At 69.4% G+C, this 23298-nt stretch carries 21 protein-coding genes; 10 read left to right on the forward strand and 11 right to left on the reverse strand.

Going from position 1 to position 23298, the window contains the following annotated elements; translation table 11 throughout:
- The first annotated feature begins 2 nt into the window (after positions 1-2).
- From JKJ07_RS32065 to JKJ07_RS32075, 3 genes are read left to right on the forward strand one after another with little or no spacing between them, the layout of a single operon-like run.
- Positions 3-146: a hypothetical protein gene (locus JKJ07_RS32065; protein WP_202995628.1), complete on the forward strand. Its 144-nt coding sequence runs from the start codon at positions 3-5 to the stop codon at positions 144-146.
- The gene (locus tag JKJ07_RS32070) at positions 146-832 is read left to right on the forward strand and encodes a DsbA family oxidoreductase (protein ID WP_202995629.1); all 687 of its coding nucleotides are present in this window, start codon (positions 146-148) and stop codon (positions 830-832) included. Before JKJ07_RS32065 ends, JKJ07_RS32070 begins: the two co-directional genes overlap by 1 nt.
- A complete protein-coding gene (locus JKJ07_RS32075; RefSeq protein ID WP_202995630.1) occupies positions 829-1383 on the forward strand; it encodes a TetR/AcrR family transcriptional regulator in 555 nt (184 codons plus the stop codon). Before JKJ07_RS32070 ends, JKJ07_RS32075 begins: the two co-directional genes overlap by 4 nt.
- Positions 1384-1592: 209 nt before the next feature.
- Here the strand turns inward: JKJ07_RS32075 and JKJ07_RS32080 are convergent, their stop codons facing one another.
- The 3 genes from JKJ07_RS32080 to JKJ07_RS32090 are packed head-to-tail and all read right to left on the reverse strand — an operon-like array spanning position 1593 to position 8298.
- Positions 1593-2705: a lytic polysaccharide monooxygenase auxiliary activity family 9 protein gene (locus JKJ07_RS32080; RefSeq protein ID WP_202995631.1), complete on the reverse strand. Its 1113-nt coding sequence runs from the start codon at positions 2703-2705 to the stop codon at positions 1593-1595.
- Between the two features lie 11 nt (positions 2706-2716).
- On the reverse strand, positions 2717-5590 hold the full coding sequence (locus tag JKJ07_RS32085) for a glycoside hydrolase family 48 protein (RefSeq protein ID WP_236030308.1): 2874 nt from the start codon (positions 5588-5590) through the stop codon (positions 2717-2719).
- 59 nt (positions 5591-5649) lie between these two features.
- Positions 5650-8298 carry a cellulose binding domain-containing protein gene (locus JKJ07_RS32090; protein ID WP_202995633.1) on the reverse strand — a complete coding sequence of 883 codons (2649 nt, stop codon included), beginning with the start codon at positions 8296-8298 and terminating at the stop codon, positions 5650-5652.
- Positions 8299-8677: 379 nt separating this feature from the next.
- On the opposite strand from JKJ07_RS32090, the gene JKJ07_RS32095 reads away from it, so the two are divergent.
- From JKJ07_RS32095 to JKJ07_RS32110, 4 genes are all read left to right on the forward strand, one after another.
- Positions 8678-10042, forward strand: a complete 1365-nt coding sequence (locus JKJ07_RS32095) for a UDP-glucose dehydrogenase family protein (RefSeq protein WP_202995634.1) — start codon at positions 8678-8680, stop codon at positions 10040-10042.
- 324 nt (positions 10043-10366) lie between these two features.
- Positions 10367-11734 carry an ABC transporter substrate-binding protein gene (locus JKJ07_RS32100; protein ID WP_202995635.1) on the forward strand — a complete coding sequence of 456 codons (1368 nt, stop codon included), beginning with the start codon at positions 10367-10369 and terminating at the stop codon, positions 11732-11734.
- Positions 11735-11862: 128 nt separating this feature from the next.
- The gene (locus JKJ07_RS32105) at positions 11863-12804 is read left to right on the forward strand and encodes a carbohydrate ABC transporter permease (protein ID WP_202995961.1); all 942 of its coding nucleotides are present in this window, start codon (positions 11863-11865) and stop codon (positions 12802-12804) included.
- Entirely contained in the window at positions 12801-13712 is a 912-nt protein-coding gene (locus JKJ07_RS32110) for a carbohydrate ABC transporter permease (RefSeq protein WP_202995636.1), read from the forward strand. The genes JKJ07_RS32105 and JKJ07_RS32110 overlap by 4 nt, the downstream gene beginning before the upstream one ends.
- Before the next feature lie 897 nt (positions 13713-14609).
- Here JKJ07_RS32110 and JKJ07_RS32115 read toward each other — a convergent pair.
- The 5 genes from JKJ07_RS32115 to JKJ07_RS32135 all read right to left on the reverse strand — a co-directional run bounded on the left by JKJ07_RS32115 (position 14610) and on the right by JKJ07_RS32135 (position 18251).
- A complete protein-coding gene (locus JKJ07_RS32115) occupies positions 14610-15806 on the reverse strand; it encodes a glycosyltransferase (RefSeq protein WP_202995637.1) in 1197 nt (398 codons plus the stop codon).
- 3 nt (positions 15807-15809) lie between these two features.
- Entirely contained in the window at positions 15810-16103 is a 294-nt protein-coding gene (locus JKJ07_RS32120; RefSeq protein WP_202995638.1) for a hypothetical protein, read from the reverse strand.
- A 4-nt stretch (positions 16104-16107) separates the two neighbouring features.
- On the reverse strand, positions 16108-16614 hold the full coding sequence (locus JKJ07_RS32125) for an MFS transporter (RefSeq protein ID WP_202995639.1): 507 nt from the start codon (positions 16612-16614) through the stop codon (positions 16108-16110).
- Positions 16615-16809: 195 nt separating this feature from the next.
- Positions 16810-17691, reverse strand: coding sequence for an MFS transporter (locus JKJ07_RS32130; protein WP_202995640.1), 882 nt, complete (start codon positions 17689-17691; stop codon positions 16810-16812).
- Positions 17688-18251: an NADPH-dependent FMN reductase gene (locus JKJ07_RS32135; RefSeq protein ID WP_202995641.1), complete on the reverse strand. Its 564-nt coding sequence runs from the start codon at positions 18249-18251 to the stop codon at positions 17688-17690. Before JKJ07_RS32135 ends, JKJ07_RS32130 begins: the two co-directional genes overlap by 4 nt.
- Positions 18252-18292: 41 nt before the next feature.
- Between JKJ07_RS32135 and JKJ07_RS32140 the strand changes: the two genes are divergently transcribed.
- Positions 18293-18658, forward strand: a complete 366-nt coding sequence (locus tag JKJ07_RS32140) for a MerR family transcriptional regulator (protein ID WP_202995642.1) — start codon at positions 18293-18295, stop codon at positions 18656-18658.
- A gap of 359 nt (positions 18659-19017) precedes the next feature.
- Here JKJ07_RS32140 and JKJ07_RS32145 read toward each other — a convergent pair whose 3' ends face one another.
- Positions 19018-20412 carry an APC family permease gene (locus JKJ07_RS32145; RefSeq protein WP_202995643.1) on the reverse strand — a complete coding sequence of 465 codons (1395 nt, stop codon included), beginning with the start codon at positions 20410-20412 and terminating at the stop codon, positions 19018-19020.
- 80 nt (positions 20413-20492) lie between these two features.
- On the opposite strand from JKJ07_RS32145, the gene JKJ07_RS32150 reads away from it, so the two are divergent.
- Positions 20493-20912, forward strand: a complete 420-nt coding sequence (locus JKJ07_RS32150) for a universal stress protein (RefSeq protein ID WP_202995644.1) — start codon at positions 20493-20495, stop codon at positions 20910-20912.
- Between the two features lie 6 nt (positions 20913-20918).
- Here JKJ07_RS32150 and JKJ07_RS32155 read toward each other — a convergent pair whose 3' ends face one another.
- Together JKJ07_RS32155 and JKJ07_RS32160 are read right to left on the reverse strand one after the other, a co-directional pair.
- Positions 20919-21659 (reverse strand): pectate lyase, encoded by a 741-nt coding sequence (locus JKJ07_RS32155; protein ID WP_202995645.1) that lies wholly within the window; start codon positions 21657-21659, stop codon positions 20919-20921.
- 74 nt (positions 21660-21733) lie between these two features.
- On the reverse strand, positions 21734-22570 hold the full coding sequence (locus JKJ07_RS32160) for an aminoglycoside phosphotransferase family protein (RefSeq protein WP_307834510.1): 837 nt from the start codon (positions 22568-22570) through the stop codon (positions 21734-21736).
- 61 nt (positions 22571-22631) lie between these two features.
- On the opposite strand from JKJ07_RS32160, the gene JKJ07_RS32165 reads away from it, so the two are divergent.
- Positions 22632-23195, forward strand: coding sequence for a hypothetical protein (locus JKJ07_RS32165; RefSeq protein ID WP_236030273.1), 564 nt, complete (start codon positions 22632-22634; stop codon positions 23193-23195).
- The last annotated feature ends 103 nt before the right edge of the window (positions 23196-23298 follow it).

A 23298-nucleotide genomic window follows, 5' to 3' on the forward strand; every position in this document is an offset into this window, starting at 1 on the left:
CCATGCAGTCAAGTACCGAGACGCACGTCGCCGTCGCCGAGGTGGAGCCGGCCGAGGCCGAACCCGCTCCCGCCGCCCCCCTGATCCTGCTGGAGCCGCTCGAGGGCGACTCCGCTGTCTGCGGTCCCGACGGGTGGTGCGACTGATGAGCGCCAGCGTCTTCGGCCGCGCCGCCGAGCCGATCGTGGTCGACGTCTGGAGCGACGTCGTCTGCCCGTTCTGCTACCTGGGCAACGCCGTGCTCAAGGAGGCCGTCGAGCAGTTCCCGCACGGCTCGTCGGTGCAGGTCCGCTATCACAGCTTCCAGCTCAACCCGGAGTTCCCGGCCGACCAGGCGATCCTGGCCGACGCATACCTGGAGCAGCGCTTCGGCGCGGGCAACCCGCAGCTCGCGGCGTCGCACGCCAACCTGGCCGCCCGCGGCGCCGAGGCCGGCCTCGACTATCAGTTCGAGCGCACCATGATGGTCAACACCCTGGACGCGCACCGGATGATCCACCTGGCCAAGGAGCGCGGCCAGGAGCTGCCGATGGTCGACCGCCTGTTCCGGGCCGAGTTCACCGAGGGCCTCAACCTGGCCGACCACGAGGTGCTGGCCGACCTGGCCGTCGAGCTCGGCCTCGACCGCGCCGACGCCCTCGAGGCGCTCAGGACCAAGGCGTACGAGAAGGACATCCGGGCCGACCTCGCGCAGGCCCGGCAGCTCGGCATCAGCGGCGTGCCGTTCTTCGTCTTCGACAACAAGTTCGCCGTCTCGGGCGCGCAGCCGGTCGACAACTTCCGCCAGGCGCTGGACAAGACGTGGCAGAGCAGGGCAGCCTCCCCCGCATGAGAGCCGACGCGCGGCGCAACGTCGAGGGCATCCGCCGGGCCGCCCTCGACGTGTTCCGCACCGGCGGCCTGACCACCCCGCTCGACGAGGTGGCCCGGGCCGCCGGCGTCAGCAAAGGCACGATCTATCACCGGTTCGGCAGCCGTACGGGCCTGATCGACGCCGTGGTCGACGAGCTGGTGGCCGCCCGCATCCACGAGATCATCGACGCCGTGGACGCCCTTGAGGGCCCCCTGCTCCGCTTCGAGCAATACCTGCTGCGCACGTGGCTCCTCCAGTTCGACGAGCCCGCAGCCAACGACGTCCTGATCCGCTCCCTCCCCGACTCCGAGCCCCTGACGTGCCTGTTCGACCGCGCCTGCCACTTCGGCACCCAGCTGCTGACCGACGCCCAGGCCGCCGGCGTGGTCCGCGCCGACATCACCCCCGAAGACCTCAACAACTTGATCCTCGAACGCGGCGTCATAGTCCGCGCCTGCAACCAGCAAACCCGCGCCGACTACCACCGCCGCCTCGACTTCACCCTCCGCGGCCTCCGCACCCATCGATAGCCGACCCGGGTCGAGCAGCCGCAGGACTCAGTCGAATTACACGTGCAGCAGCTCGTGGGCGACTGCTACAAGCCCATGGCGAAGCTTGTCCCCGGTCAGACGCTGACCATGGACAAGCCGTTCGCCTTCGAACTCGAGGTGTCATCCCTCCTGGAGTCGTAGCCGGCGGCGGCGCCAGGGAGCGCCGCCGCCGGGGTTCTCTCAGCGGATCAGGTGGTGGAGCAGGCGAGGTTGTTTACCGAGGGTGGGGCTGTGCCGTTGCCCAGCAGGCCGAACGTGACGTACTTGCCGGCGCCGACTGTGCCGTTGTAGCTGACGTTCTTGACCGAGACGAGTGAGCCGCTGCTGGTCGCTGTGCCGTTCCAGGCCTGGGTCAGGGTTTGGGAACCTGGCCAGGTCCACGAGACGGTCCAGTTGTTGATGGCTGCCGTGTCGGCGTGCACCATCACCTCGGCCTGGAAGCCGCCGTTCCACGCGCTGGCGATGTTGAACATCGCGTAGCAGTTGGAGTTGCCCGGCGGCGGTGTGGTCGGCGGGGGTGTCGTCGGCGGCGGGGTGGTCGGGGGCGGCGTGGTCGGCGGGGGCGTCGTGGGCGGGGGCGTGGTCGTGCCGCCGCCGACTCCGGTGACCTCGCCGTTGCCGCCGTCGAAGGTGACGTCGGAGCAGCCGTAGAAGGTCTCGTTGCTGTCGGAGCGTTGCCACACCGAGTAGATCAGGTGGCGGCCGCTCTTGTTCGACGGCAGCGTGGCGTTCCAGTAGTAGTGGCCGTCGTCGGAGCCGGGGCCGCCCTGGTCGGGCGGGTTGGTCACCGTGTCGAACGGCGTCGACTCCAGGTCGCTCCACGCCAGGGCCCGGGTCGGGCTCCAGCTGTCCTTGGTGATGTAGAGGCGGAACGTGCCGGGGTGCTTGGCCCAGTTGTTGTACTGGATGCCGATCTGCCGGCCCGCGGTCAGGTGGGTGACCGGCCAGTCGTTGCGGGCCAGGTTGAAGCCCGAGAAGTCGTACGGGCCACCGGTGCCGCCGGAGCAGAGCTCACCGTTGGGGATGAACCCGTCCATCCGGCCCGCACCGTCCGAGCGGAGCACGGCGAACCAGTTGTAGAGCGCGTTGGGCCCGTTCTTGGCGACCGCGGCGGCGCAGGCCGCGTTCTTGGGCTCGATCGCGCCCGTGTTCGGGTTGCGGCCGTCCTTGTAGCAGAGCCACGTGCGGCTGCCCGGCACCATCATCGCGCCGTGCGCCTGGGCCGCGACCGGCGAGACGACCGCGCCCACACCTGCCGCGAGCAGCCCCGCCATGGCGTACATCAGAAGCTTTTTTCGCATCGAGAATCACCTCATCCGTTGGGGAAGAGCCGGGCGAAGTCCGCGTAGCCGGTGGCCACGTCGACCTGGGCCCAGAAACGGTGGTAGTTGAACGTCGGCGCCGGGCCGCCCTTGAGGTACGCGTCGACCTTCGGGTAGTCCGGGTCGTTCTTGTAGAAGGAGCGGATGTCCAGGAAGGACACGCCCGGCTTGATCACGTCGCCGTTCGGCATCTTGCCGGTCCAGCCCGGCGGGATGTAGATGCCCTGGCCGGTCGACGCGTTGTAGGTGTCGTCCATCCGGTTGTAGTCGGCGCGCGTCTCGGTGACCGACACGCCCTTCGAGTCCTTCTTCGTCCAGATCGCGTCGAGCAGGTTCTTCGCCGCGGTCTTGGCCGCCGCGTTGCCCGACTTGGCCGCGTAGTAGGTCAGCAGCTTGGCGAACGAGCCCGCCACGCCGAGGTCCTGACCCTTGCTCGTCACCGTGACGTGCAGGTTGGTGTTGGCCGCGGGCGACGACGGGTTCCACGTCGCGGGGGCGCCCGACCACGCCATGTCCGACGGGATCGAGAAGTCGGTCGCCGTGATGTCGCTGTTGGCCAGCGCCCACGGGACCCACTTGTCGAGCACCGACTTCGCCTTGGCGTCGTTGGTCAGGTAGTAGTACTCGGCCAGCCGCTCGAGCGACCAGGTCTGCATGCCGAACCAGCGGTTCGACGGCGGGTCCTCGTAGACCGGGGCTTCCACGTACGCGAGACCGTAGAACGTCGGCACGCCGGCCGGGCGGGCCTGGTAGCTGCCGTTCCAGCTGTTCGTCGCGCCGCCGGCGATCGCGCCCTCGGAGGACTGCAGCCACTGGTAGAACTCGAGCTGCCGGTTGAGGCTGGCCTGCCAGTCCGCCTTGGCCGTGGGCGACTTCGGGGCGAAGGCGCTCACGTTGGACAGGACGTACGCGGCCATCGGGTTCTGGTAGCCGAAGTGGCTGGTGCTCGAGCCGATCCGCCACGCCCAGCCGGCGTTGGTGTCGGTCGCGCCGCCCCAGGCGTAATACCAGGACATCAGGTTGTTGGAGGCGTTCTTGCCGGTGCCCGCCGCGCACGAGGTCGAGGCGCAGCCCGGCTGCTTGAAGTACTTGTCGTAGAAGGAGTACCGGAGGTAGTCGCCCATCTTGGCCGCGTTGGCCACGGCCCCGCTCAGCTGCGACTGCTTGCCCTGCTCGGTGGCCCAGGTCAACGCCCAGTACGCCGCCTGCACCGCGCGCGAGTCCGCGTCCGGGGCGTTGGTGTACTTCCACTGCTTGGCGTAGCTGGCGTCCTTGGTGAACAGGTCGAGGTAGCCGTTGGGGCCGCCGTGCTTGAACGTGTCACAGCTGGGCTGCGGCACGGTCTCGAACGTCGACTCCTGCGGGCCGCGCTGGAACGTGTTGATGTAGACGTTCTTCGTGGTGCCGTCACCGCAACGACCGAAGCCGTACGTGTTGTCGACGTCGAGCAGCCAGTGCATGCCGTAGATGTCGGAGGTGCCGTACGCGCTCTTCAGCTCCGACGCCAGCGGGTCGCTGCCGACCGAGACGCTGTTGTCGAGCTGCGACGGATACTGCGACGGCAACGGGTACTCCGCCGCGTAGGTCGCCGGCTTGGACGCGTCGTACTTGTCGTTGGTCGGCTGGTCGGCGTGCGACGGGATGATGTACTTCTCCATCGTCGCCCACGCGCTGTTGAACGGCGCCCAGTCACCCGACGTGTGCCCGTACTCCGCCTCGAGCCACAGCCAGTAGCTGAACGCCTCGGAGGTGGTCTCGTGGCCGTGGTCGGGCGCCTCGTCGATCAGCGTCTCGATCGAGTGGTAGGGCACGCCGTCCGGGCTGAAGTAGCCGTTCGCCGGGTTCTTGATGTCGTTGTACATCTGGGTGAACCGGGTGTCCGGCGCCCCCACCCGTACGACCTGGGCGTTGACCGACGCGGCGGTGTGCCCAGTCGCGGTCGCGCCGAAGGTGGCCGTCGCGCCGACCGCCGCCGCGCTGGTCGCCGTGACCGTGACGGTCTGGCCGGTGCTCCAGTTCGACGGGGTGAAGGTGAGCGAGGCCGGGGCGGCCGAGACCGCGGTCGAGCCGGCGCTGCGGGCGATCGCGACAGTCACGTTGGCCGTGGGCGCCTTCGACAGCGACACCTTGAAGGTGCCGGTGCCACCGGTCGGGACCGACACGAAGGTGGAGTCCGTGACGATCGCGGGCGTGGTGGCGGCGTCGACGAAGACCGGCACGTCGGCGGTGTTGCTCTTGTTGCCCGCCGCGTCGTACGCGATCGCCTGCAGGTGATAGGCCGCCGCCTGGGCCGGGACGCCGGTCCAGGTGTACGTGTAGGGCGCGGCCGTGTCGGTGTTGAGCAGCAGGCCGTCGTGGTAGAACTCGACCTTGGCCACGGTCCCGCCCGGGGTGGCCGTGATCGGGATCGAGGCCGGCGCCGTGTAGCGGGTGTTCGCGGCCGGGCTGCTGATCTCGACCGTGGGCGCGTTGGCGGCCCCGTTGCAGCGCGTGCCGTTGAGCGAGAACGCGGTCGGCACCGGGTTGGCCGAGCCGAACGTGCCGTTGAAGCCGGTGCTCACGGTCGCGTTCGTGCCCAGGTTGCCGTTCCAGGCCGCGTTGTTGACGGTGACGTTCTGGCCGCTCTGCGAGTAGACGCCGCTCCAGCCCTGGGTCACCTTCTGCGCCGCGTCGGGGAAGGCGTATTCGAGCTTCCACGACGTCACCGGGTCGCCGGTGTTGGTGATGGCGATGTCGCCGGTGAACCCGCCGCTCCACTGGCTCTGCACCTTGTAGACCACGGTGCAGCCCGGGGCGGCGAACGCCGGGGCGCCGCCCACGAGGGCCGCGCCGGCGCCGAGGACGGCGGCGCCGGTGACGGCCAGCACGCGTCTGGCTCTTGATCTGACTTGCACGGGGGAAGTCCTTCCTGTGGGGAGGCGCCCTACGCCGGAGCGCAGGTGACCGGGGAGGGGACGGGGTTGGTGCTGCCGCTGAGACTTCCGAGGAAGCCGAAGGTGGTGCTCGCGCCCGCGGCCAGGGCGCCGTTCCAGGAGGCGTTGCGCACGCTGACCGCGGTGCCGGTCTGCGTGTGGGCGCCGCCCCACAGCTGAGTCACGGTCTGGCCGCCGGTGAAGCTCCAGCCGACGGTCCAGGCGCTGGTCGGCGTGGTGCCGTTGTTGGTGACGGTGACCTCACCTTGGAATCCCCCGCTCCACGTGCCGGTGACCTTGTACGAGGCCGTGCAGCCACCACTGGGGTTGGGGGAGGACGGCGGCGGAGTGGTCGGCGCGGGAGTCGTCGGCACCGGAGTCGTCGGCACGGGTGTCGTCGGGGTCGGGGTCACCGGCGTCGGCTCGGGACCGGTCCGATCCGCGTACAGGATGCCCCGGCCGTTGGTGCCCAGGTAGACGCGGCCGTAGATGCGCGGATCGCCGGCCAGGGCGTCACCCGCGTTGCCGTACTGGTGCTGGTCGTCGTTGATGCGGACCCAGGAGGTGCCGGTGTCGTCGGAGCGGAACACCCCGGTCACCCCGCCCACCGTGCCGACCAGGAAGACCGCCGGGTGGGTGGCCCCCGGCGCCGCCTTGCCGAACGCGACGTTGACGCCCGAGGTCACCGACGAGACCTTGGTGAACGTGGCCCCGGCGTCGGTCGAGCGCAGCAGCCCGCTCTCCCCCGCGAACCAGACGTTTCCGGCCGCACCCGGCACGGCCTTGAAGTGCAGCCGCCCGGTCGCCGGCAGCGTGGCCGTCGACGCCGTGAAGGAGGCGCCGCCGTCCTTGCTCGTGTAGAACTTCCCCGCCGCGTACGCGTAGAAGGTCTTGGGGTCGACGCGGTCGCTCTCGACGATCGCGCCGGCCGGGACGCCGCTGGACGCCGTCCACGAGCTGCCGCGGGTGGTCGAGTAGTGCACCCCGGCCCCGACCGGCGACCAGACCATCGAGCCCGCGTCGGCGCCGACCGCGATCGTGCCGCCGCCGGTGACCCCGCCCGGCTCCTGGCCCTGATACCAGTTCTTGCCGCCGTCACTCGAGATGCCGATGTGCGGGGCCGCGTCCGCGTTGCCGACCCGGGCGAAGACCAGCGGGTTGAGCTCGGCGAAGTCCAGCGACGTGTTGCTGCCCAGCGCCGGTGTGTCGTGGAAGCTGGGCTGCACGGCGTCGAGCGAGGCGTGGTGGAAGCCGCCGATGTCGCCCAGCGCGCTGACCAGCGGGGCGCCCGAGGGCGGGCTGGCCAGGTCGAGGACGGCGGTCTCCTCGAGCCCCTTGGCGTACGGCTTGATCGTGAAGGTGGTGTTGCTGTCCCAGTTGGTCAGCTGGGTCGTGCCGTAGATGGTGGCGCCGGTGCCGTAGAGCATCCGGTTGGAGTTGAACGGGTCGATCTCGAGCGACTCGTTCATCCAGCCGAGCTTGGGGGTCGACTCGGGCGGCTGCGGGTTGGTGTTGAAGTCCAGCCACGGGTTGGCCGAGATGTCCATGGTGTAGCGCTTCGAGACCGACGGATAGCTGGTGAAATCCCAGATCCGGGTCCAGGTGGCGCCGTTGTCGGTGCTGCGGAAGAAGATCGCGTCGGGCCACCAGGAGATCTGCGTGGCGACCATCAGCGTGCCCGGTTTCTGCCGGTCGACGGTGAGCCCGGAGTATCCGTAGTACGCGTCGGCGGCCGGGGTCGGCGAGATGTTCGTCCAGGTGCCGGTGGTCGTGTCGAACCGCTGCACCTGGCCGGCCCCGCCGTCGTACGGGCCGCCGGTGTCGCTCGTCGCGATGAAAAGATAATTTCCCTGTACGACGCCCTTGTGCGCGATGTATCCGGTGGGCTGACCCGGCACGCGTTCCCAGGTCGCCCCGCCGTCCAGCGAGCGATAGACGGGGTTCTCCTTGTCCGCCACGCCGACGTAGATCTGGTTCGCCGCGCCGAAGGTGACCCAGGTCAGGCCCTGGTTCTGGTTGAGATAGCCGTTCGGGTCGCTGGGGTCCTGCACGTAGTTGCCGGCGTTGGGGAAGTTCGCGACCTTGCCCCAGGTGACGCCGTAGTCCGTGCTGCGCCAGAGCCCGTTTCCGCCCTCGGCGGCGAAATAGACGTTCCGGTTGTTGCGCGGGTCGACGGCGAGCCGCTCCCCCATGCCCCGGCCCGGCATGTTGCCGCCGTTCTTGAACGGCAGCTTGGTGATCTGCCAGGTGGCGCCCTTGTCGGACGACCGCAGGATCGCGCCGTTGTTCGGGTCCCAGCTGTTGGTGTACATGCCGACCGCGGCGTAGACCCGGGTGGTGTCGACCGGGTCGGGCGCGATGCTCAGCACCCCGTTGTAGCCCCAGTTGTCCTGGCCGACCCAGTCGAGCAGCGGCGTCCAGCTCTGCCCGCTCTCGTTCCACCGGTACGCGCCGCCGATGTCGGTGCGGGCGTAGATCAGGTTCCGTTCGCCGGGGTTGAACACGACGCCGGGCACGAAGCCGCCGCCGTCGATCCGCACGTTCTTCCAGACGTACGGGTCGGCGGCCTCCGCGACGGCCGTGAGCGGCCGGGCCATCACCACGGCGGACGCGCTGAGCAGGGCGGCGGCGACGACCGCCGCGAGGGTGGACCTACGCATCCGAGACCTTCCATCGATGAATCTCAACATGGGAGCGCTCCCAGAAGGGTCGTGTGCGCGTCACACCCCTGTCAAGCCCTGGAAACCAGGAGTTGACAATCGTGCACATCTTGGGGAATCTGCCCTGCGCCGCCGGCGCCCGCGCGCGACCCCGTGCCGCCGCCCGGTGGGGAATTTCACCGGCTCCCGCAATGCGGCGGCGGTATTGAACGATTTAAATTGCGGTAATCGCCGGCGAACGGCGCGGCAACTCTAAGGAATGAACCCATAACCGTACGTCAGGGATTTGCGCGTCGTTTTTCTACGCTGTGTATCATCTGGCCGTGATTACGGGAGGGGCGGCAGTTACCCCCGGCCGCCTGTGGTGGAGGAGCGTTTGATGAAGGTTTGTGTTGTCGGCACCGGCTACGTCGGGCTGACCACCGGTGTGAGCCTGGCCTTCCTGGGACACCAGGTGACCTGCATCGACCTCGACCAGGAAAAGGTCGACATGCTGCGCGCGGGCAAGTGCCCGATCTACGAGCCCGGCATGGAGGAGCTGCTCGCCGAGGCCGCGCCCAACCTCACGTTCACCACCAGCTACGCCGACGGCGTGCCGGGCGCCGACGTGGTCTTCGTGGCGGTGCAGACGCCGTCCGCCGCCGACGGCAGCCCCGATCTGCGCTACCTGCGCTCCGCGGCCGAGAGCGTCGCGCAAAATCTCGATCACGAGTTCACCGTTGTGGTCAACAAGTCGACCGTTCCGATCGGCTCCGGCAACTGGGTCGACGCGATTCTTCGCGATTCGTTCGCCCAGCGCGCCGACCGCCCCGAAGTGTGCGAATTCTCGGTGGCCTCGAATCCGGAGTTCCTGCGCGAGGGCAACGCGATCCACGACACGTTGTTCCCCGACCGCATCGTCATCGGCTCGGACAATCCGCGCGCCCTCGAGGTGCTCAACCACCTCTACCGCCCGCTGATCAACCAGACCTTCACGCCGCCCACGTTCCAGCCGCGGCCCGACGACACCACGGCCGTCCCGCTGGTCTCGACGGATCTGGCCAGCGCCGAGCTGATCAAGTATGCGGCCAACGCGTTCCTGGCCCTCAAGATCAGCTACGTGAACGAGATCGGCCAGCTGGCCGGCAAGGTCGGCGCCGACATCACCGAGGTGGCCCGGGGCATCGGCCTCGACCAGCGGATCGGCTCGCGCTTCCTCGAGCCCGGCGTCGGCTGGGGCGGCTCCTGCTTCGGCAAGGACACCAAGGCCCTGATCGCCACGGCGTCGGAATACAACTACGACATGCCGATCGTGAAGGCCGCCCGCGACGTCAACCAGCGGCAGCGCGAGATCGCCGTCGAGCGCCTGCAGTCCGAGCTGCGCATCCTCAAGGGCCGCAAGATCGGCCTGCTCGGCGTGGCGTTCAAGCCCAACACCGACGACCTGCGCGACTCGCCGGCCCTCGACATCGCGGGCCTGCTGCTGGCCCGGGGCGCCCGGGTCAAGCTGCACGACCCGATCGCGGGCGACCGCTTCCGCCGGGAATACCCCGAGATGGCGCCGCACCTGAGCGACACGCTCGACGGCGTCTTCGACGACTGCGACGCCGTGGTGCTGGTGACCAAGTGGGCGCAGTACATCGAGCTCGACTGGAGCAAGTTCGTCGGCCTCATGCGGACGCCGATCGTGCTCGACGGCCGCAACGTGCTCGACGCCGACCGCATGGCCCGCCTCGGCTACCGCTACCTCTCGATGGCCGGCTGAGCGTTGTCCGGCTGAGCGCTACTACCGCCGGCCTCAAGGTCGGTATCGACCGTTCAGACCACCCCGCCCTCGGATATCCGTCGATATCCCGGGCGGGGTGGTCTGTCTTTCGCTAGGGTCCTGGTGAGGCGCTTTTCGCGGCCTGACCAGGGGCTCTACCTTAACCGGTTAAGGCGTCCGGAGCAGCGACGCCGTATCGTTACCGAGTCGATCAAGCGGAAATCATTGCGCAATGTGCCGGTTACCTCTTGACTGTGATCCAAGTAGCGCTTCGGACGGCGACGTCTCCGGACGTCGGAAGCGCGATTTGACATAGGGAGCGGTATGTTCGGTCACACCAAGAGCCCGCGTTTCCGCGCGGCGCTCGCCGGCACGCTCAGCGCAGGGCTGGTCTTCGGCCTCGCGGCGTGCGGCGGCGACGATTCTGACAGCGGCAGCGACGCGGACGCCTCGGCGTCCGCCATCGACTGCGCGCCATACACCAAGTTCGGTGACATCAAGGGCAAGACGGTCACGATCTACACGGGCATCGTGACCCCCGAGGACACCCCGCACATCGAGTCCTACAAGCCCTTCGAGACGTGCACCGGCGCCACCATCAAGTACGAGGGTGACAAGTCCTTCGAGACCCAGGTGCTCGTGCGGGCCCGCGCCGGCAACCCGCCGGACCTCGCCATCGTGCCCCAGCCGGGCCTGGTCAAGCAGCTGGTCTCCACCGGCAAGGCCGTGGCGGCCCCGCAGGAGGTCTCGGACAACGTCGACAAGTTCTGGGACAAGGCCTGGAAGGCCTACACCACGATCGACGGCAAGTTCTACGGCGCCCCGCTCGGCGCGAGCGTGAAGTCCCTGGTCTGGTACTCCCCCTCGGAGTTCAAGGACAAGGGCTACACCGTGCCGACAACGCTCGACGAGCTCAAGGCGCTCAGCGACAAGATCGTCGCGGACGGCGGCAAGCCGTGGTGCGCCGGCATCGCCAGTGGTGACGCCACCGGCTGGCCGGTCACCGACTGGGTGGAGGACTTCGTCCTGCGCACCAGCTCGCCCGAGACGTACGACAAGTGGGTCAACCACGAGATCCCGTTCAACGCGCCGGAGATCTCCACGGCGTTCGACGCGGTCGGCGGCTACCTGAAGAACGACGCGTACGTCAACGGTGGCCTCGGCGACGTCAAGAGCATCGCGACCACGACGTTCCAGGACGCCGGTCTGAAGATCCTCGAGGGCCAGTGCTCGCTGCACCGGCAGGCCAGCTTCTACGCGGCCAACTTCGAGAAGGGCACCAAGGTGGCCGAGGACGGCGACGTCTTCGCGTTCTACCTGCCCGGCAAGGACGCCAGCACCAAGCCGGTGCTCGGCGCCGGTGAGTTCGTGGTGGCCTTCGCCGACCGCCCCGAGGTCAAGGCGTTCCAGACGTACCTCTCCTCGGACGTCTGGGCCAACACCAAGGCCAAGCTCTCCTCGGGCTGGGTGACCGCGAACAAGGGTCTCGACCAGGCCAACCTGACGAACCCGATCGACAAGCTCGCGGGCGGCATCCTCCTCGACCCGAACGCGACCTTCCGCTTCGACGGCTCCGACATGATGCCGGCCGCCGTGGGCTCGGACGCGTTCTGGAAGCAGTCGACCGCGTGGATCACCGGTCAGGACACCAAGACCACGGTGGACAACATCGAAAAGGCTTGGCCCAAGTAATCACATAGCACTTCCCGGGGCCGGTCGGATTTTCCGACCGGCCCCGAACCTCTCTTCACTCCAGCGCAGAAGGAGGTCCGGGTCGCGTGTTCAACACCGCCTCCACCACCCCCGAAAAAATCCTGCAGATGCTCGCGGCCCTGCTGCTTTTCGCCGCGGTCATGGGCGTCATTCTTTTCATCGCCGGCCGATTCGGCGGCAAGCGCGGCGACAAGGTCGTCGCGTACCTCTACCTGCTGCCGGCCGTGCTGATGCTCGCGGTCGGTCTCGTCTATCCGGGCCTCCGCACCATCTACCAGTCGTTCTTCGACGCCGCGGGCAGCTCGTTCATCGGCTTCGACAACTACGGCACGATCTTCAGCGACAAGGACCAGCTGACCGTGCTGCGGAACACGGTGTTCTGGGTCGTCGTGACGCCGTTCGTGGCCACCGCGATCGGCCTCGTCTACGCCATCCTGGTCGACAAGTCGCGGTTCGAGTCGTTCGCCAAGGCGCTGATCTTCCTGCCCATGTCGATCTCGTTCGTCGCGGCCGGCGTGATCTGGAAGTTCGTCTACGAATACCGCCCCGACCAGGGCAACGTGAAGCAGATCGGCCTGGTCAACCAGCTGATCGTCTGGCTCGGCGGCAAACCGATCCAGTTGCTCATCGAGACGCCGCTCAACACGTTCCTGCTCATCATCGTGATGATCTGGATCCAGGCCGGCTTCGCCATGACGATCCTGTCCGCGGCCATCAAGGCCATCCCGGACGACATCATCGAAGCGGCCCGGCTCGACGGCGTCAACGCGTGGAGCATGTTCCGCAAGATCACACTGCCCAGCGTGCAGCCGACCGTCGTGGTCGTGCTGACCACGATCGGCATCGGCACGCTCAAGGTCTTCGACATCGTCCGCACCATGACCGGCGGCAACTTCGAGACCAGCGTCATCGCCAACGAGTTCTACCGGCAGACGTTCAACGCCGACAACCAGGGCCTGGGCGCCGCGCTCGCGGTGCTGCTGTTCGTCCTGGTCATCCCGATCGTCATCTACAACATCCGCTCGCTGCGTCGTTCGGAGGCATCATGAGCACCGCGACTCCGGTGACGACCCCGCCGCTGAAGGCCGAGAAGATCAGCACGGCCGGCGTGGCCAAGAAGCGCCTCAGCTCGCCGTGGGCGTCGATCGCGGCGATCGTGATCGCGGTCCTGTGGACGCTGCCGACCTTCGGCCTGCTGGTGTCCTCGTTCCGGCCCGAGCGCGAGATCAAGACGACCGGCTGGTGGACGTTCTTCAGCGACCCGACCACCACGTTCGAGAACTACAGCAAGGTGTTCGGCGAGGAGGGCGGCGTCAACCTGGCCGCGTTCTTCGTCAACTCGCTGATCATCTGCATCCCGTCGGTGCTGATCCCGATGTCGATCGCGGCCCTGTCGGCGTACGCGTTCGCCTGGATCAAATTCCCCGGCCGGAACGTCCTATTCCTGATGATCTTCGCCTTGCAGATCGTCCCGCTGCAGGTCACGCTGATCCCGCTGCTCAAGATCTTCGTGAGCATCGACATCACCGGCACGTTCTGGACGTTGTGGCTGTCGCACGCGACGTTCGCCCTGCCGCTGGCGATCTACCTGCTGCACAACTTCATGCGGGAGATCCCCGCCGGCCTGATCGAGGCCGCCCGCGTCGACGGCGCCGGACACGTCTCGATCTTCTTCAAGGTGATGCTGCCGCTGCTCACCCCCGCACTGGCGGCATTCGGCATCTTCCAGTTCCTCTGGGTCTGGAACGACCTGCTGGTCGCCCTGGTCTTCGCCGGCGGCGGTGACGAGGTCGCCCCGATCACCCTGCAGCTGGCCAACCTGAGCGGCACCCGAGGCACCGCCTGGCACCTGCTGTCGGCGGGCGCGTTCGTCTCCATCATCGTCCCGGTGACGGTGTTCCTGCTGCTCCAGCGCTACTTCGTCCGCGGCCTGCTGGCAGGCAGCGTCAAGGGCTGAACCCGCTCTCACCCCGAGGGGCCGCATCCACGTCCGGACGCGGCCCCTCACCATGTCCAGCCCCGCCGCGCCCCGCCACCGCCTCGCACCGCCGCCCCACCCGGCACCGCCGCCTACCCGGCACCGCCACCCGCCCGGCACCGCCACCCGCCCGGCACCACCACCCGCCCGGCGCCGCCACTCGCCCGGTGCCGCCACCCGCTCCTGCACCGCCGCCGTGCGCCACCGCCCCGCCCTGCCGACCCCGCCTCTCGCCGGCGCCGCACCGCGCTGCCGCCCGCCTCGCACTGCGCTCTGTGCGGCTGTCCGCCTTGCATCGCCGCCCCGCCGTGCGCTGCCGCCCGCCTCGCGCCGCCGTCCGCCCTGCATCGTCGCCCCGGCCGTGCCCGCCTCGTGCCGCCGCCCGCCCTGTCGCCCACCCGCCCCGCACCACCGCCCCGCCCCTCGCCGCCGCGCTGCCCCGCGCCGCCCCGGCACCTCTGGCCGCCCCGCCACCCCTGGCCGCCCCTCGCCGCCGCTCGCCTCACACTGCGCCCCGTTCCGCCGTCCGCCTTGCATCGCCGCCCCGCCATGCACTGCCGCCCGCCCTGCATTGCCGCCGCCCTGTCGCGCCTTCCGCCGAGCCACCCCGGCGCTGTCTCACCAGCCAACATGTCGCGCTAGCACAAACAGCAAGATCAAGGCGATTGTCCACAAAGGCGAGTTATCCACAGGCGACCCGTCGCTCAGCCGCAAAGATCCGCCCGGATCGGTAAAATCGGCAGTGGCGGTGGACCCCCGTGGAGGGTGGGCCCTGTGCAGCGGGCCCTAGGGCGGCGGGGCCCTGTGGCGGCGGTGTGGGCGGCCCTGCGACACGAGGTGGAGCGGCCCAGCCCTACAACGGCGTATCGCGACGGCCTACGACAGTCGCTCCAGCACCCGCAGCACCCCCGCCGTCCCGTCCTCCTCGGCCAGCCCCACGGCCAACTCCCCCGCGCGCCGCCGATAGCCCGGCTCCCCCACCGCAGCCCGGATTGCCGCTCCCAGCCCCGCAGCGCTCAGCCGCCGGAACGGAAGGGCCTCCGGGGCCACCCCCAGCGTCACGAGGCGCTGCGCCCAGAACGGCTGGTCGACCAACAGTGGCACCGGCACGGCGGGCACACCGGCACGCAGACCGGCGGCAGTGGTCCCCGCGCCCGCGTGGTGCACGACGGCCGCCATCCGTGGGAACAGCCACTCGTGTGGCACGTCGGAGACGGTCAGCACGTCGTCGCCGGTCGCGTCGAGGCCCGCCCATCCGGAGCTCAGCACCACCCGTACGCCGGCCGACCGTGCGGCCTGCACGACGAGCGCGGACAGGGCCCGGCTGTCCCGCGCGGGCATGCTGCCGAAGCCGACGTAGACCGGCGGCGGCCCGGCCTCCAGGAAGGCAGCCAGCGAAGGGGACGGCACAAAATCGGCGGGTGCGGCCCACCAGTAGCCGACCGTCGTGCACGAGGACGGCCAGTCCGCGGGCTGCGGCACCACACGCGGGCTGTAGCCGTAGCAGATGGGCCAGTCGGTCAGGTGCCGCAGCCACTTGTGATGGCCGATCGGGGGCAGACCGAGCTCGGCCCGCAGGGCGCGGACGGCGGCGCGATAGGGCAGCTGCCCCAGTTCCAGCACGGCGGTGGCGGCCGCCCGGTTGCCCCACGCGCCGAGCGAGCGGGTCGTGACCGTGGACGGCGGGAACTCGCGGGTGGGTGTCATGGGCTGCAGGTAGACACCCATGCTGGGCAGTTCGAGGGCCTCGGCCACGTGCCCGCCGATCCAGCCGGCCGGGGTGAGCAGCAGCACGTCGGCCGTGCGGGCGGCGTCGGCCATCGCCCGGCCCAGGGGCAGCGCCTGCGCGGCCACCGAGCGGTTGACGGCCAGAATTCCGGCGTTCTCGCTCAGCTCCTCATAAGTGTCGAGCGGCAGCGGGGCGTACCGGAGGCCGTTTTCCACCACCATCTTCTCGAAGAGCAGGTGCGTGGCGATGGTGACCTCGTGCCCGGCCCGTTGGAGCCGCACCCCCAGGCCCACGTACGGCACGACGTCACCGCGACTGCCCACGGCCAGAACAGCGATCCGCATCTCTCAGCCCCCGACTCGTATCATCTGGCGGGCGCCGATCAGCAGCATGATCAGGGCGGGCACGTAGCTCAGGCCGACTGACGCCGCGCCGATCAGAACGAAGCCGGCCAGCAGCCCGGTGCAGCCCCACACCACGATTCGTTGCGGGCCGAGCAGCACGGGCAGCGCGGTCAGCACCACCGGCACGGCCAGCACGAGGGCGACGCCCGCACCCTCCCGCGTGACCAGGCTGACGAACCAGACGACGCTCGCGGCCACCGAGTAGACGGCCGCGCCGCCGAACCAGAATCGTCCCACGTGATCATTGACGCACACGCTGACTGTCAACACGCTGAGGCAGGCGCACCGCGACGACCACGGCGATCACCATCAAGAGCGTTCCCACCCCGTACGCGCTGCCGACCGCGACGGCCAGGTCGGGCTCCACGGCCTGACGGGCGACGGGGTCGAGCGCGAGCATGGCGGCCACTCCCCCGCCCCCGGTCGGGCCGTCGAGCGCGACCTCGAGCACGGTGGCCACCACGGCGACGCCAACCGCGGCGGCCAGCTGCTGGGTCAGGGCCAGCAGCGTGGTTCCGGCGGGCAGGTCGCTCGCGGGCAGGTCGCGTACGGCGGCGGTCATCGTGGGCAGGATCGTGGCCCCCGAGGCGATGCCGAGCAGGGTGGCGGCCGCGACGAGCACCACGTACGGGGAATTGGTCGTGGTCGCCGTGAGCAACCAGGCCATGGCCACCAGCCCGAGCGTGACGCCGGTGAGCGCTACCCGCCGTGGCGCGATCCGGTCGACGAGGCGGGTGGCGACCTGCACGGTGACGCCGACACCGATCGCCGCGGGGACGCCGAGGGAGCCGGCTGGGCCCTGTTTCGTAGTTGGGGTGGGAGCGAGGCCGGGTCCAGATTTCGTCTGGTGGTGGCCCGGGGAAGCCTGGCTCCCGGTGTTGGAACCTGGCTTTCACGGGACGCCGCCAGGCGGGATCTGGGCCCTGCCGCAGCCCCGCCCCAGCTACGAAACAGGGCCTGGGGCGGCCGGGTCACCGCGTACGCCCTGGACGAACAGCGGGAGCACGGTGAGCGCGCCGAAATAGGCGGCCCCGAAGGCGGTCAGCATGCCGACGCCGGTCGCGAACAGGCGAACGCGCAGCAGCCGCAGGTCGACCAGGGGTGCGGCGATGCGGACGGCCCGCGCGACGAAGGCGGTGACGAGTAGCAGCCCGGCGGCGAGGGTGGCGAACCCGGTGGCGTGCGGGATCAGGGTGCAGCCGAGCACGATGCCGGTGCCGCCGGCCGGGAGCAGGGCCAGGCCGGGCCAGTCGATCCGGCGTACGGGGAACTCGGTCGGTGGGTCTCGAGGCAGGAACCGTGCACACAGGACGATGGCGAGCGCGCCGACCGGCAGGTTGATCAGGAAGATCCAGCGCCAGGAGGCGGCGTCGACGAGCCAGCCCGACAGCGGCGGGCCGAGCACCGGGCCGACGATCAGCGGCAGGCCGAGCATCGCCATGAGCCGGCCGCGCTGCTCACGGGGGACGGCGCGCATGCCGATGGTCTGCCCGACCGGATTGAGCAGGCCGCCGCCGACGCCCTGCAACGCGCGGAAGACGGCCAGGGTGGCGGCGTTCCCGGCCAGCCCGGCGGCGACCGAGCAGACGGTGAAGATGCCGAGCGCGACCAGATAGACCCGGCGGGCGCCGAACCGGTCCGAGGCCCAGCCCGCCACCGGGATCACGGCGACGATGCCGAGCAGGTAGGCGGTGGTCACCCACTGGATCGCGGCGAGCGTGGTGCCGAGGCCGGACACCATCGCGGGAACGGCGACGACGGTGACGGTGGTGTCGACGACGACGAGCAGTCCACCGAGCGCCAGCACAAACCCGAGGCGCTTCACTTCCCGTACGGGCGGTCGCGCCGGGCGACGCGCAACGTCTCCGACCACCAGTCGAGCTCGCCCAGCGCCATGTCGAACGCCTTGGTCACCGGTTCCGGGGCGGCATAGCCGGACGGGCCCAGGTCGTACCAGGGGGTGTGCAGCCCGACCACGCGCCGCGTCGTGACCATGTGCAGCTCGGCGAAGACGCCGCGCAGATGCTCGGTGGCGAGCAGGCCACCCTGCACCCCGTACGACAGGACGGTGGCCGGCTTGAACATCCACTCGCGGTAATGCCAGTCGATCGCCCGCTTGAGGCTGCCCGGGTACGAGTTATTGTACTCGGGCGTGACGAACACGTAGCCGTCTGCGGCGTCAAGGCGCTCGCTGATCGGGGTCGCGGTGCCGCCGCCGGGCTGCAACAGCTGGTCGTCGGGCAGCACGCAGTCGGCCAGGTCGATCAGGTCGTGCGAGGCGAACTGGGCCGCCACCCGCGAGCCGGCCCAGTCGGCGAGGACGCGGCCCATCCGCTCCCCGCGCACGCTGGCGGCCAGGACGACGATGTGCGATGTCGAAGTCATGCGGCTTACGCTGAACCCTCAACATATGTTTAAGTCAAGCCATGAGCATCACCGCGTTCACCCGCTCGGTCAGCGACGTGGCCGCCGAGAGCGGCGTCGCGCCGTCGGCGGTCCGGTTCTACGAGCAGCACGGCGTCATCACGGCCATCCGTACGCAGGGGGATCAGCGCCGCTTCGACGACAGTGCGGCCTGCCGGATCCGGGTAGCCAAGGTCGCGCAGCGGGTGGGGCTTACGGTTCGGGAGATCGCGGAGATTTTCGCTGCCCTGCCGGCCGACCCGCAGCCTGATGATTGGGGCCGGGTGGCGACGACCCTGATCGATGAGGCCGAGTCTCGCACTGCGGCGCTGAAGGCCTATCTGACCGACATGCGCGGCGGCGGGCGGCTGTGTGAGATCGAGGTCTGAAGCGTAGCCGCGGCTTGCTTCCGCTGAGTGGGCGTCACGACTCACCCGTGGCGGCTCGCTGTCGCTCGGTGGGCTTTCAATGATTACTCTGGTCACCCTCTGGACTTTGGTTGCGGTGACTACTCTCGGCCGTTGTTGACCGCCGGCTAGCTGAAACTCGTCATTCGGTGGTCACGCTCAGAACGGACAGCGACCAAGCCGCTCGCGCGGGATCACGTTCCGTTTGGGTCAAGGTCTTTGGCCTGGACCACAGCATGATGAGTTGCAGCTGGCCGGCGCTTAAAGGCGGCATCGAGGGATCACCGTGACAACAACACGAGGGTGACCAAAGTAATCAATGAACATGCAACGAGCGCAAGTCAGTCGCGGAGGTTGGTCGGGTCCAAGGTGGTCTCTTCGTGGCGGACATAGCGGTTGTACAGGAATGTGATCAGCCACAGAATGATGCCGATGACGATCAGAATCCCCGCGATTTTGTAGTCGTCCGCCGCCCGCCCCGACAACGGACTGGCCAGATAAGCACAGGCCACCGCCCCGATGATCGGGATGACCGTAGGAGCCTTGAAGTGGCTGTGCTCCACCCGATCCCGCCGTAGCACCAGAACGGCGATGTTGACGACCGTAAACACGCACAGCAGCAGCAAAGACGTCGTGCCGCCCAGCGCCGTCAGATCGGCGAACCAGATCAGCCCGAAGGCGATGACCGTCGTGAAGACAATGCCGACCCACGGCGTACGGCGGCTGGGGTGGACTTTGCCGAGCACCCGGGGAAGCACCCGCTCATTGGCCATCCCGTAAAGCAGCCGCGAGGCCATCAGCATGTTGATCAGAGCCGAGTTGGCCACCGCGAACATGGTGATGAAGGCGAAAATCCACAACGGGAACGCCGACGCACCCGCCTCGACGACTTTCAGCAGGGGCGCATCGCCCTCGCCCAATTCGGCCGGGGGCACCAGGGCGACCGACGAGATCGAGACCAGTACGTAAATGGCGCCGGTGATGCAGAGGCCGGTCAGCATCACCTTGGGGAAAATGCGTACGGGGTCCTTTGTCTCTTCGGCCATGTTGACCGAATCCTCGAAGCCGACCATCGCGAAGAAGGCCAGGGCCGTGGCCGCGGTGACCGAGAAGAACGCGGATTCGCCCTCGGCGGCCTGGAAGTCGGTCAGGCGGGACAGGTCGCCGTTGCCGCCGCCCAGCGCCCACGCGCCGATGCAGATGACGATCAGCAGGCCGGTCAGCTCGACGCAGGTCAGCAGCACGTTGAGTTTGACGCTCTCGCCCACGCCGCGGAAGTTGATCAGGCCGACCAGCAGCATGAACCCGAGCGCGATGGCGGTCAGCGCGAAGCCGTCGCCCAGGGACAGGTCGAACGCCTCGACGAAGTTGGACGCGAACGCCTTGGACGCGCTGGACGCCGAGGTCAGGCCTGAGCACATGACGGCGAAGGCGACGATGAACGTCAGGAAGTGGATGCCGAACGCTTTGTGCGTGTAGAGCGCGGCGCCGGCCGCCCGCGGATATTTGGTGACCAGCTCGAGATAGCTGAACGCGGTCAGCAGCGCCACCAGGAAGGCGATGAGGAACGGCAGCCACACGGCCCCGCCGACCTCGTTGGCCACCCGGCCGGTGAGCGCGTAGACGCCGGTGCCGAGGATGTCGCCGACCACGAAGAGCAGGAGCAACCCCGGGCCCATGACCCGCTTGAGTTCGGGTTCGCGTTGTGTTTCCTTCACCACCGCGTCGTCCGCCATAATCCCGACCCTGGTACAGATTGCTGGTTCTGTCGAGTCAGAACTATCGACGGGTCGCGATCAACCGCTAACGTCTAGTGATGCGTATCGTCGTCGCCGCCAAGCCCGAAGCCGATCAGCCGTGGCTCGCCGACGCGGTGATCGGCCTGGCCAAACAGACCGGCGCGGTCGTCTCGGTCGTCGCCGCCGACGGGGTCGAGCTCGAACGGCTCGCCTCGGTCCCCCGTACGGTCTTCTCCGACTCCGCCTACGCGGCGGCCACCTCGATCGCGCGCCGGCTGGCCGAGGCCGGGGTCGAGGCGACGGTCTCGGTGCTGCCGGGGCGGCCGGTGCAGGCCATCCTCGACTTCGCCAAGCAGCACCACGCCGACCTCATCGTGGCCGGCTCCAGCACCCGGCCGAAGGTGGCCGAGCGGCTGCTCGGAAGCGTGCCGCTCGACCTGATCAAACAGTCCGCGAAACCGGTCCTGGTGATCACCCATCCGGGGCATCCGGCCTGAGAAGACTTAGGTCACGACGCAGCTCACGCCGTCGGGACCCGACCCGATCTTGGTGGGCTCGTCGCCCGTGTCGTTGCCCTCGAACAGGTCGCACAGCGAGATGCCGTCGCCGACCGTGGCCCCGTCGATCGTGAGCCGGTCGCCGAGGTTGGTGTTGATGCCGGCCAGGGTGTCGCCCGGCGCGGTGGCGGTGATGTTCTCCATCCGCACGGTCCGGGCGGCCTGGGTGGAGCAGTTGCCGCACGAGCGATAGAGCTTGCCGAAGTCGGAGACCTCGAAGTTGCGGATCGTCACCGACCCGCCGGCGCCCCGATTGTCTTGGAACACCTTGTCGGAGGCGGCCGCCGCGCTGCCGCCGTCGATCACCACGGTCGCGTTCGCGCCGCGGAAGGTCGCCGCGTCCTCCCCGACGTCCTCCCAGTGCACGTTGGTCAGCGTGCAGCTGCCGGCGCAATGCACGCCGTCCGCCGCCGGGCTGCCCAGGATCACGTTCTGCAACGTGGCGCCCGGGGCCAGGTCGAACAGGGCGTCCTGCCCCTCGGCCTGCCCGCCGTCGCCGAGCTCGCCGCCGCCGATGAACCGCTTGTTCTCGCCGTCGAACACGCCGGTGACCTCGATCGTCTCGGTCACGACCTGCTCACCGGTGGCGGGCGGAACGGCGGCGTCGGCGAAGTTCGCGAAGAGCACCGCCGCACCCACCCCCACCACACCGACCGACGCGGCGAGGACACGCTTGAGTCCAGTCATAGCTGGCCTTTCACTATCAAGCCCCCACAGCCGACAGTTGTCGGCAAGAGGTACGCACCGCCCGGCCGAGCGGTTCAGCCCGCAAGCACCTCGGTGATCTGCTTGGTTGTCGCGGCGGCCACTCGCGGCACCGTCGCCGCGTACGAGCAGTAGGCGTTGAGGCCCGTCGCGAGCGCCCAGCCCCGGCCGCGGGCCCAGGTCGCGTCGTCGACGCCCAGCCGGTCGCGGAACACCGCCCGCGTGCCCGCCGACATGAGCGTGAACGGCATCATCATGTCGCGCGCCGGGTCGCCCCGGCCCAGCCCGCCGAAGTCGATGACCGCCGTGACCCGGCCCCCGTCGCCGAGCAGGTTGCCCTGGTGGAAGTCGCCGTGAAACCAGACCGGCGCCCTGTCCCACAACGGCGCGCGGAGGGCTGCCTCCCACACCGCGGTGAGCGCGCCGGCGTCGAACACCCCGGCCACCTGGGCGATGGCGGCGCGCGTGGCGTCGTCGCGCGCCGCCAGCCGCTCGTCGGTGACCAGGGCCGAGCCGACGGCCGGCACTGCTTGCAGGGCGCTCAGGAAGTCGGCCAGGAGCACGGCGTTCGCCACGGAATCGGTGGCCGGGCCGCCCGGCAGCCAGCGCGTGACGGCCCAGTGCCACGGATAGCCGAGGCCCGGCTCGCCCACGGCCACCGGCGCCGGGATCGCGAGGGGCAGGTGCGGGGCGAGCCGCGGCAGCCACTCGGACTCCAGCCGCGCCTGATTGACCGCGCCCGAGTGGCGCGGAAGCCGTACGGAAAGGTCGTCGCCCAGCCGGTGGATCACGTGATCGGAACCCGCGGGGTCGACCAGCTCGAGCGCCCGGCCCGACCACTGGGGGAACTGAGAGTCGACCAGCCGCCGGGCCAGAGCCGTGTCGATCTCCACCCGCCGTTTGTATCCCCGCCCCGGCCGGTGTGTCGAGCGGATTGTCGCGTTTAATGGCGCCGTGAGACGAGGGTTGATCGCCGCCGCGGTGGTCGTGACATTGGCCGCGGGCGCCGGCTGGTGGGCGTTCGGCGGCGACCGGATCGACGCGCGGGCGACGGTGCGGGTCGCGGCCCGCGAGACGTTCGGCCCGCCGTCCGAGCAGCAGCGCGTGCCACAGATGGCGCTCGCGCCCGCCCAGCAGACCGTCCTCGTCGAGGTCGACTGGAACCGCGGCGGTCTCACCGGCGAACTCGGGGTCATCGCCCTCGACGGCCGGGTCACCCCGCCCACGCTGCTGGCCGTGGCGGGCAGCTGGACCGGCCAGGGCGACTCGGGGTCGACGTGGCTGGCCGCCTACAACGAGCTGGCCGGCCGCTACGACTGGCTCCGCGGCATCGGCGACCACACGACCTCACCCGACGCGGTCACCGTCCCCGCGACCACCTCCGGCGGCCTCCGCGCCTGGATGTATCAGCCGACGTCCGGCGCCGCCCCGTTCACCTCACCCGACCAGATCGTGGTGGCCCTGATCCGCGTCGACCGCTCAGGCAACGCACAGTGGGCTCGCCGCATCAAAGGCTGACAACCGTTTCCCCGTACGCGACGTCGGCTCCCACAACCGCACCGGGGCGGCCCCCGCCGCGCCTCGCAAGCTGAGAAAAACTCGAGGCACGTAACGCGGGCTC

It is taken from the genome of Paractinoplanes lichenicola, assembly GCF_016785085.1.
In the GTDB taxonomy this organism is placed as follows: Bacteria; Actinomycetota; Actinomycetes; order Mycobacteriales; family Micromonosporaceae; genus Actinoplanes; species Actinoplanes lichenicola.

Excerpts from the sequence above, each read along its gene's own strand:
- JKJ07_RS32065 (WP_202995628.1), top strand. The coding sequence starts at position 3 with ATGCAGTCAAGTACCGAGACGCACGTCGCCGTCGCCGAGGTGGAGCCG.
- JKJ07_RS32070 (WP_202995629.1), top strand. The coding sequence starts at position 146 with ATGAGCGCCAGCGTCTTCGGCCGCGCCGCCGAGCCGATCGTGGTCGAC.
- JKJ07_RS32075 (WP_202995630.1), top strand. The coding sequence starts at position 829 with ATGAGAGCCGACGCGCGGCGCAACGTCGAGGGCATCCGCCGGGCCGCC.
- JKJ07_RS32080 (WP_202995631.1), bottom strand. The coding sequence starts at position 2,705 with ATGCGAAAAAAGCTTCTGATGTACGCCATGGCGGGGCTGCTCGCGGCA.
- JKJ07_RS32090 (WP_202995633.1), bottom strand. The coding sequence starts at position 8,298 with ATGCGTAGGTCCACCCTCGCGGCGGTCGTCGCCGCCGCCCTGCTCAGC.
- JKJ07_RS32095 (WP_202995634.1), top strand. The coding sequence starts at position 8,678 with ATGAAGGTTTGTGTTGTCGGCACCGGCTACGTCGGGCTGACCACCGGT.
- JKJ07_RS32100 (WP_202995635.1), top strand. The coding sequence starts at position 10,367 with ATGTTCGGTCACACCAAGAGCCCGCGTTTCCGCGCGGCGCTCGCCGGC.
- JKJ07_RS32105 (WP_202995961.1), top strand. The coding sequence starts at position 11,863 with ATGCTCGCGGCCCTGCTGCTTTTCGCCGCGGTCATGGGCGTCATTCTT.
- JKJ07_RS32110 (WP_202995636.1), top strand. The coding sequence starts at position 12,801 with ATGAGCACCGCGACTCCGGTGACGACCCCGCCGCTGAAGGCCGAGAAG.
- JKJ07_RS32115 (WP_202995637.1), bottom strand. The coding sequence starts at position 15,806 with ATGCGGATCGCTGTTCTGGCCGTGGGCAGTCGCGGTGACGTCGTGCCG.
- JKJ07_RS32135 (WP_202995641.1), bottom strand. The coding sequence starts at position 18,251 with ATGACTTCGACATCGCACATCGTCGTCCTGGCCGCCAGCGTGCGCGGG.
- JKJ07_RS32140 (WP_202995642.1), top strand. The coding sequence starts at position 18,293 with ATGAGCATCACCGCGTTCACCCGCTCGGTCAGCGACGTGGCCGCCGAG.
- JKJ07_RS32145 (WP_202995643.1), bottom strand. The coding sequence starts at position 20,412 with ATGGCGGACGACGCGGTGGTGAAGGAAACACAACGCGAACCCGAACTC.
- JKJ07_RS32150 (WP_202995644.1), top strand. The coding sequence starts at position 20,493 with ATGCGTATCGTCGTCGCCGCCAAGCCCGAAGCCGATCAGCCGTGGCTC.
- JKJ07_RS32155 (WP_202995645.1), bottom strand. The coding sequence starts at position 21,659 with ATGACTGGACTCAAGCGTGTCCTCGCCGCGTCGGTCGGTGTGGTGGGG.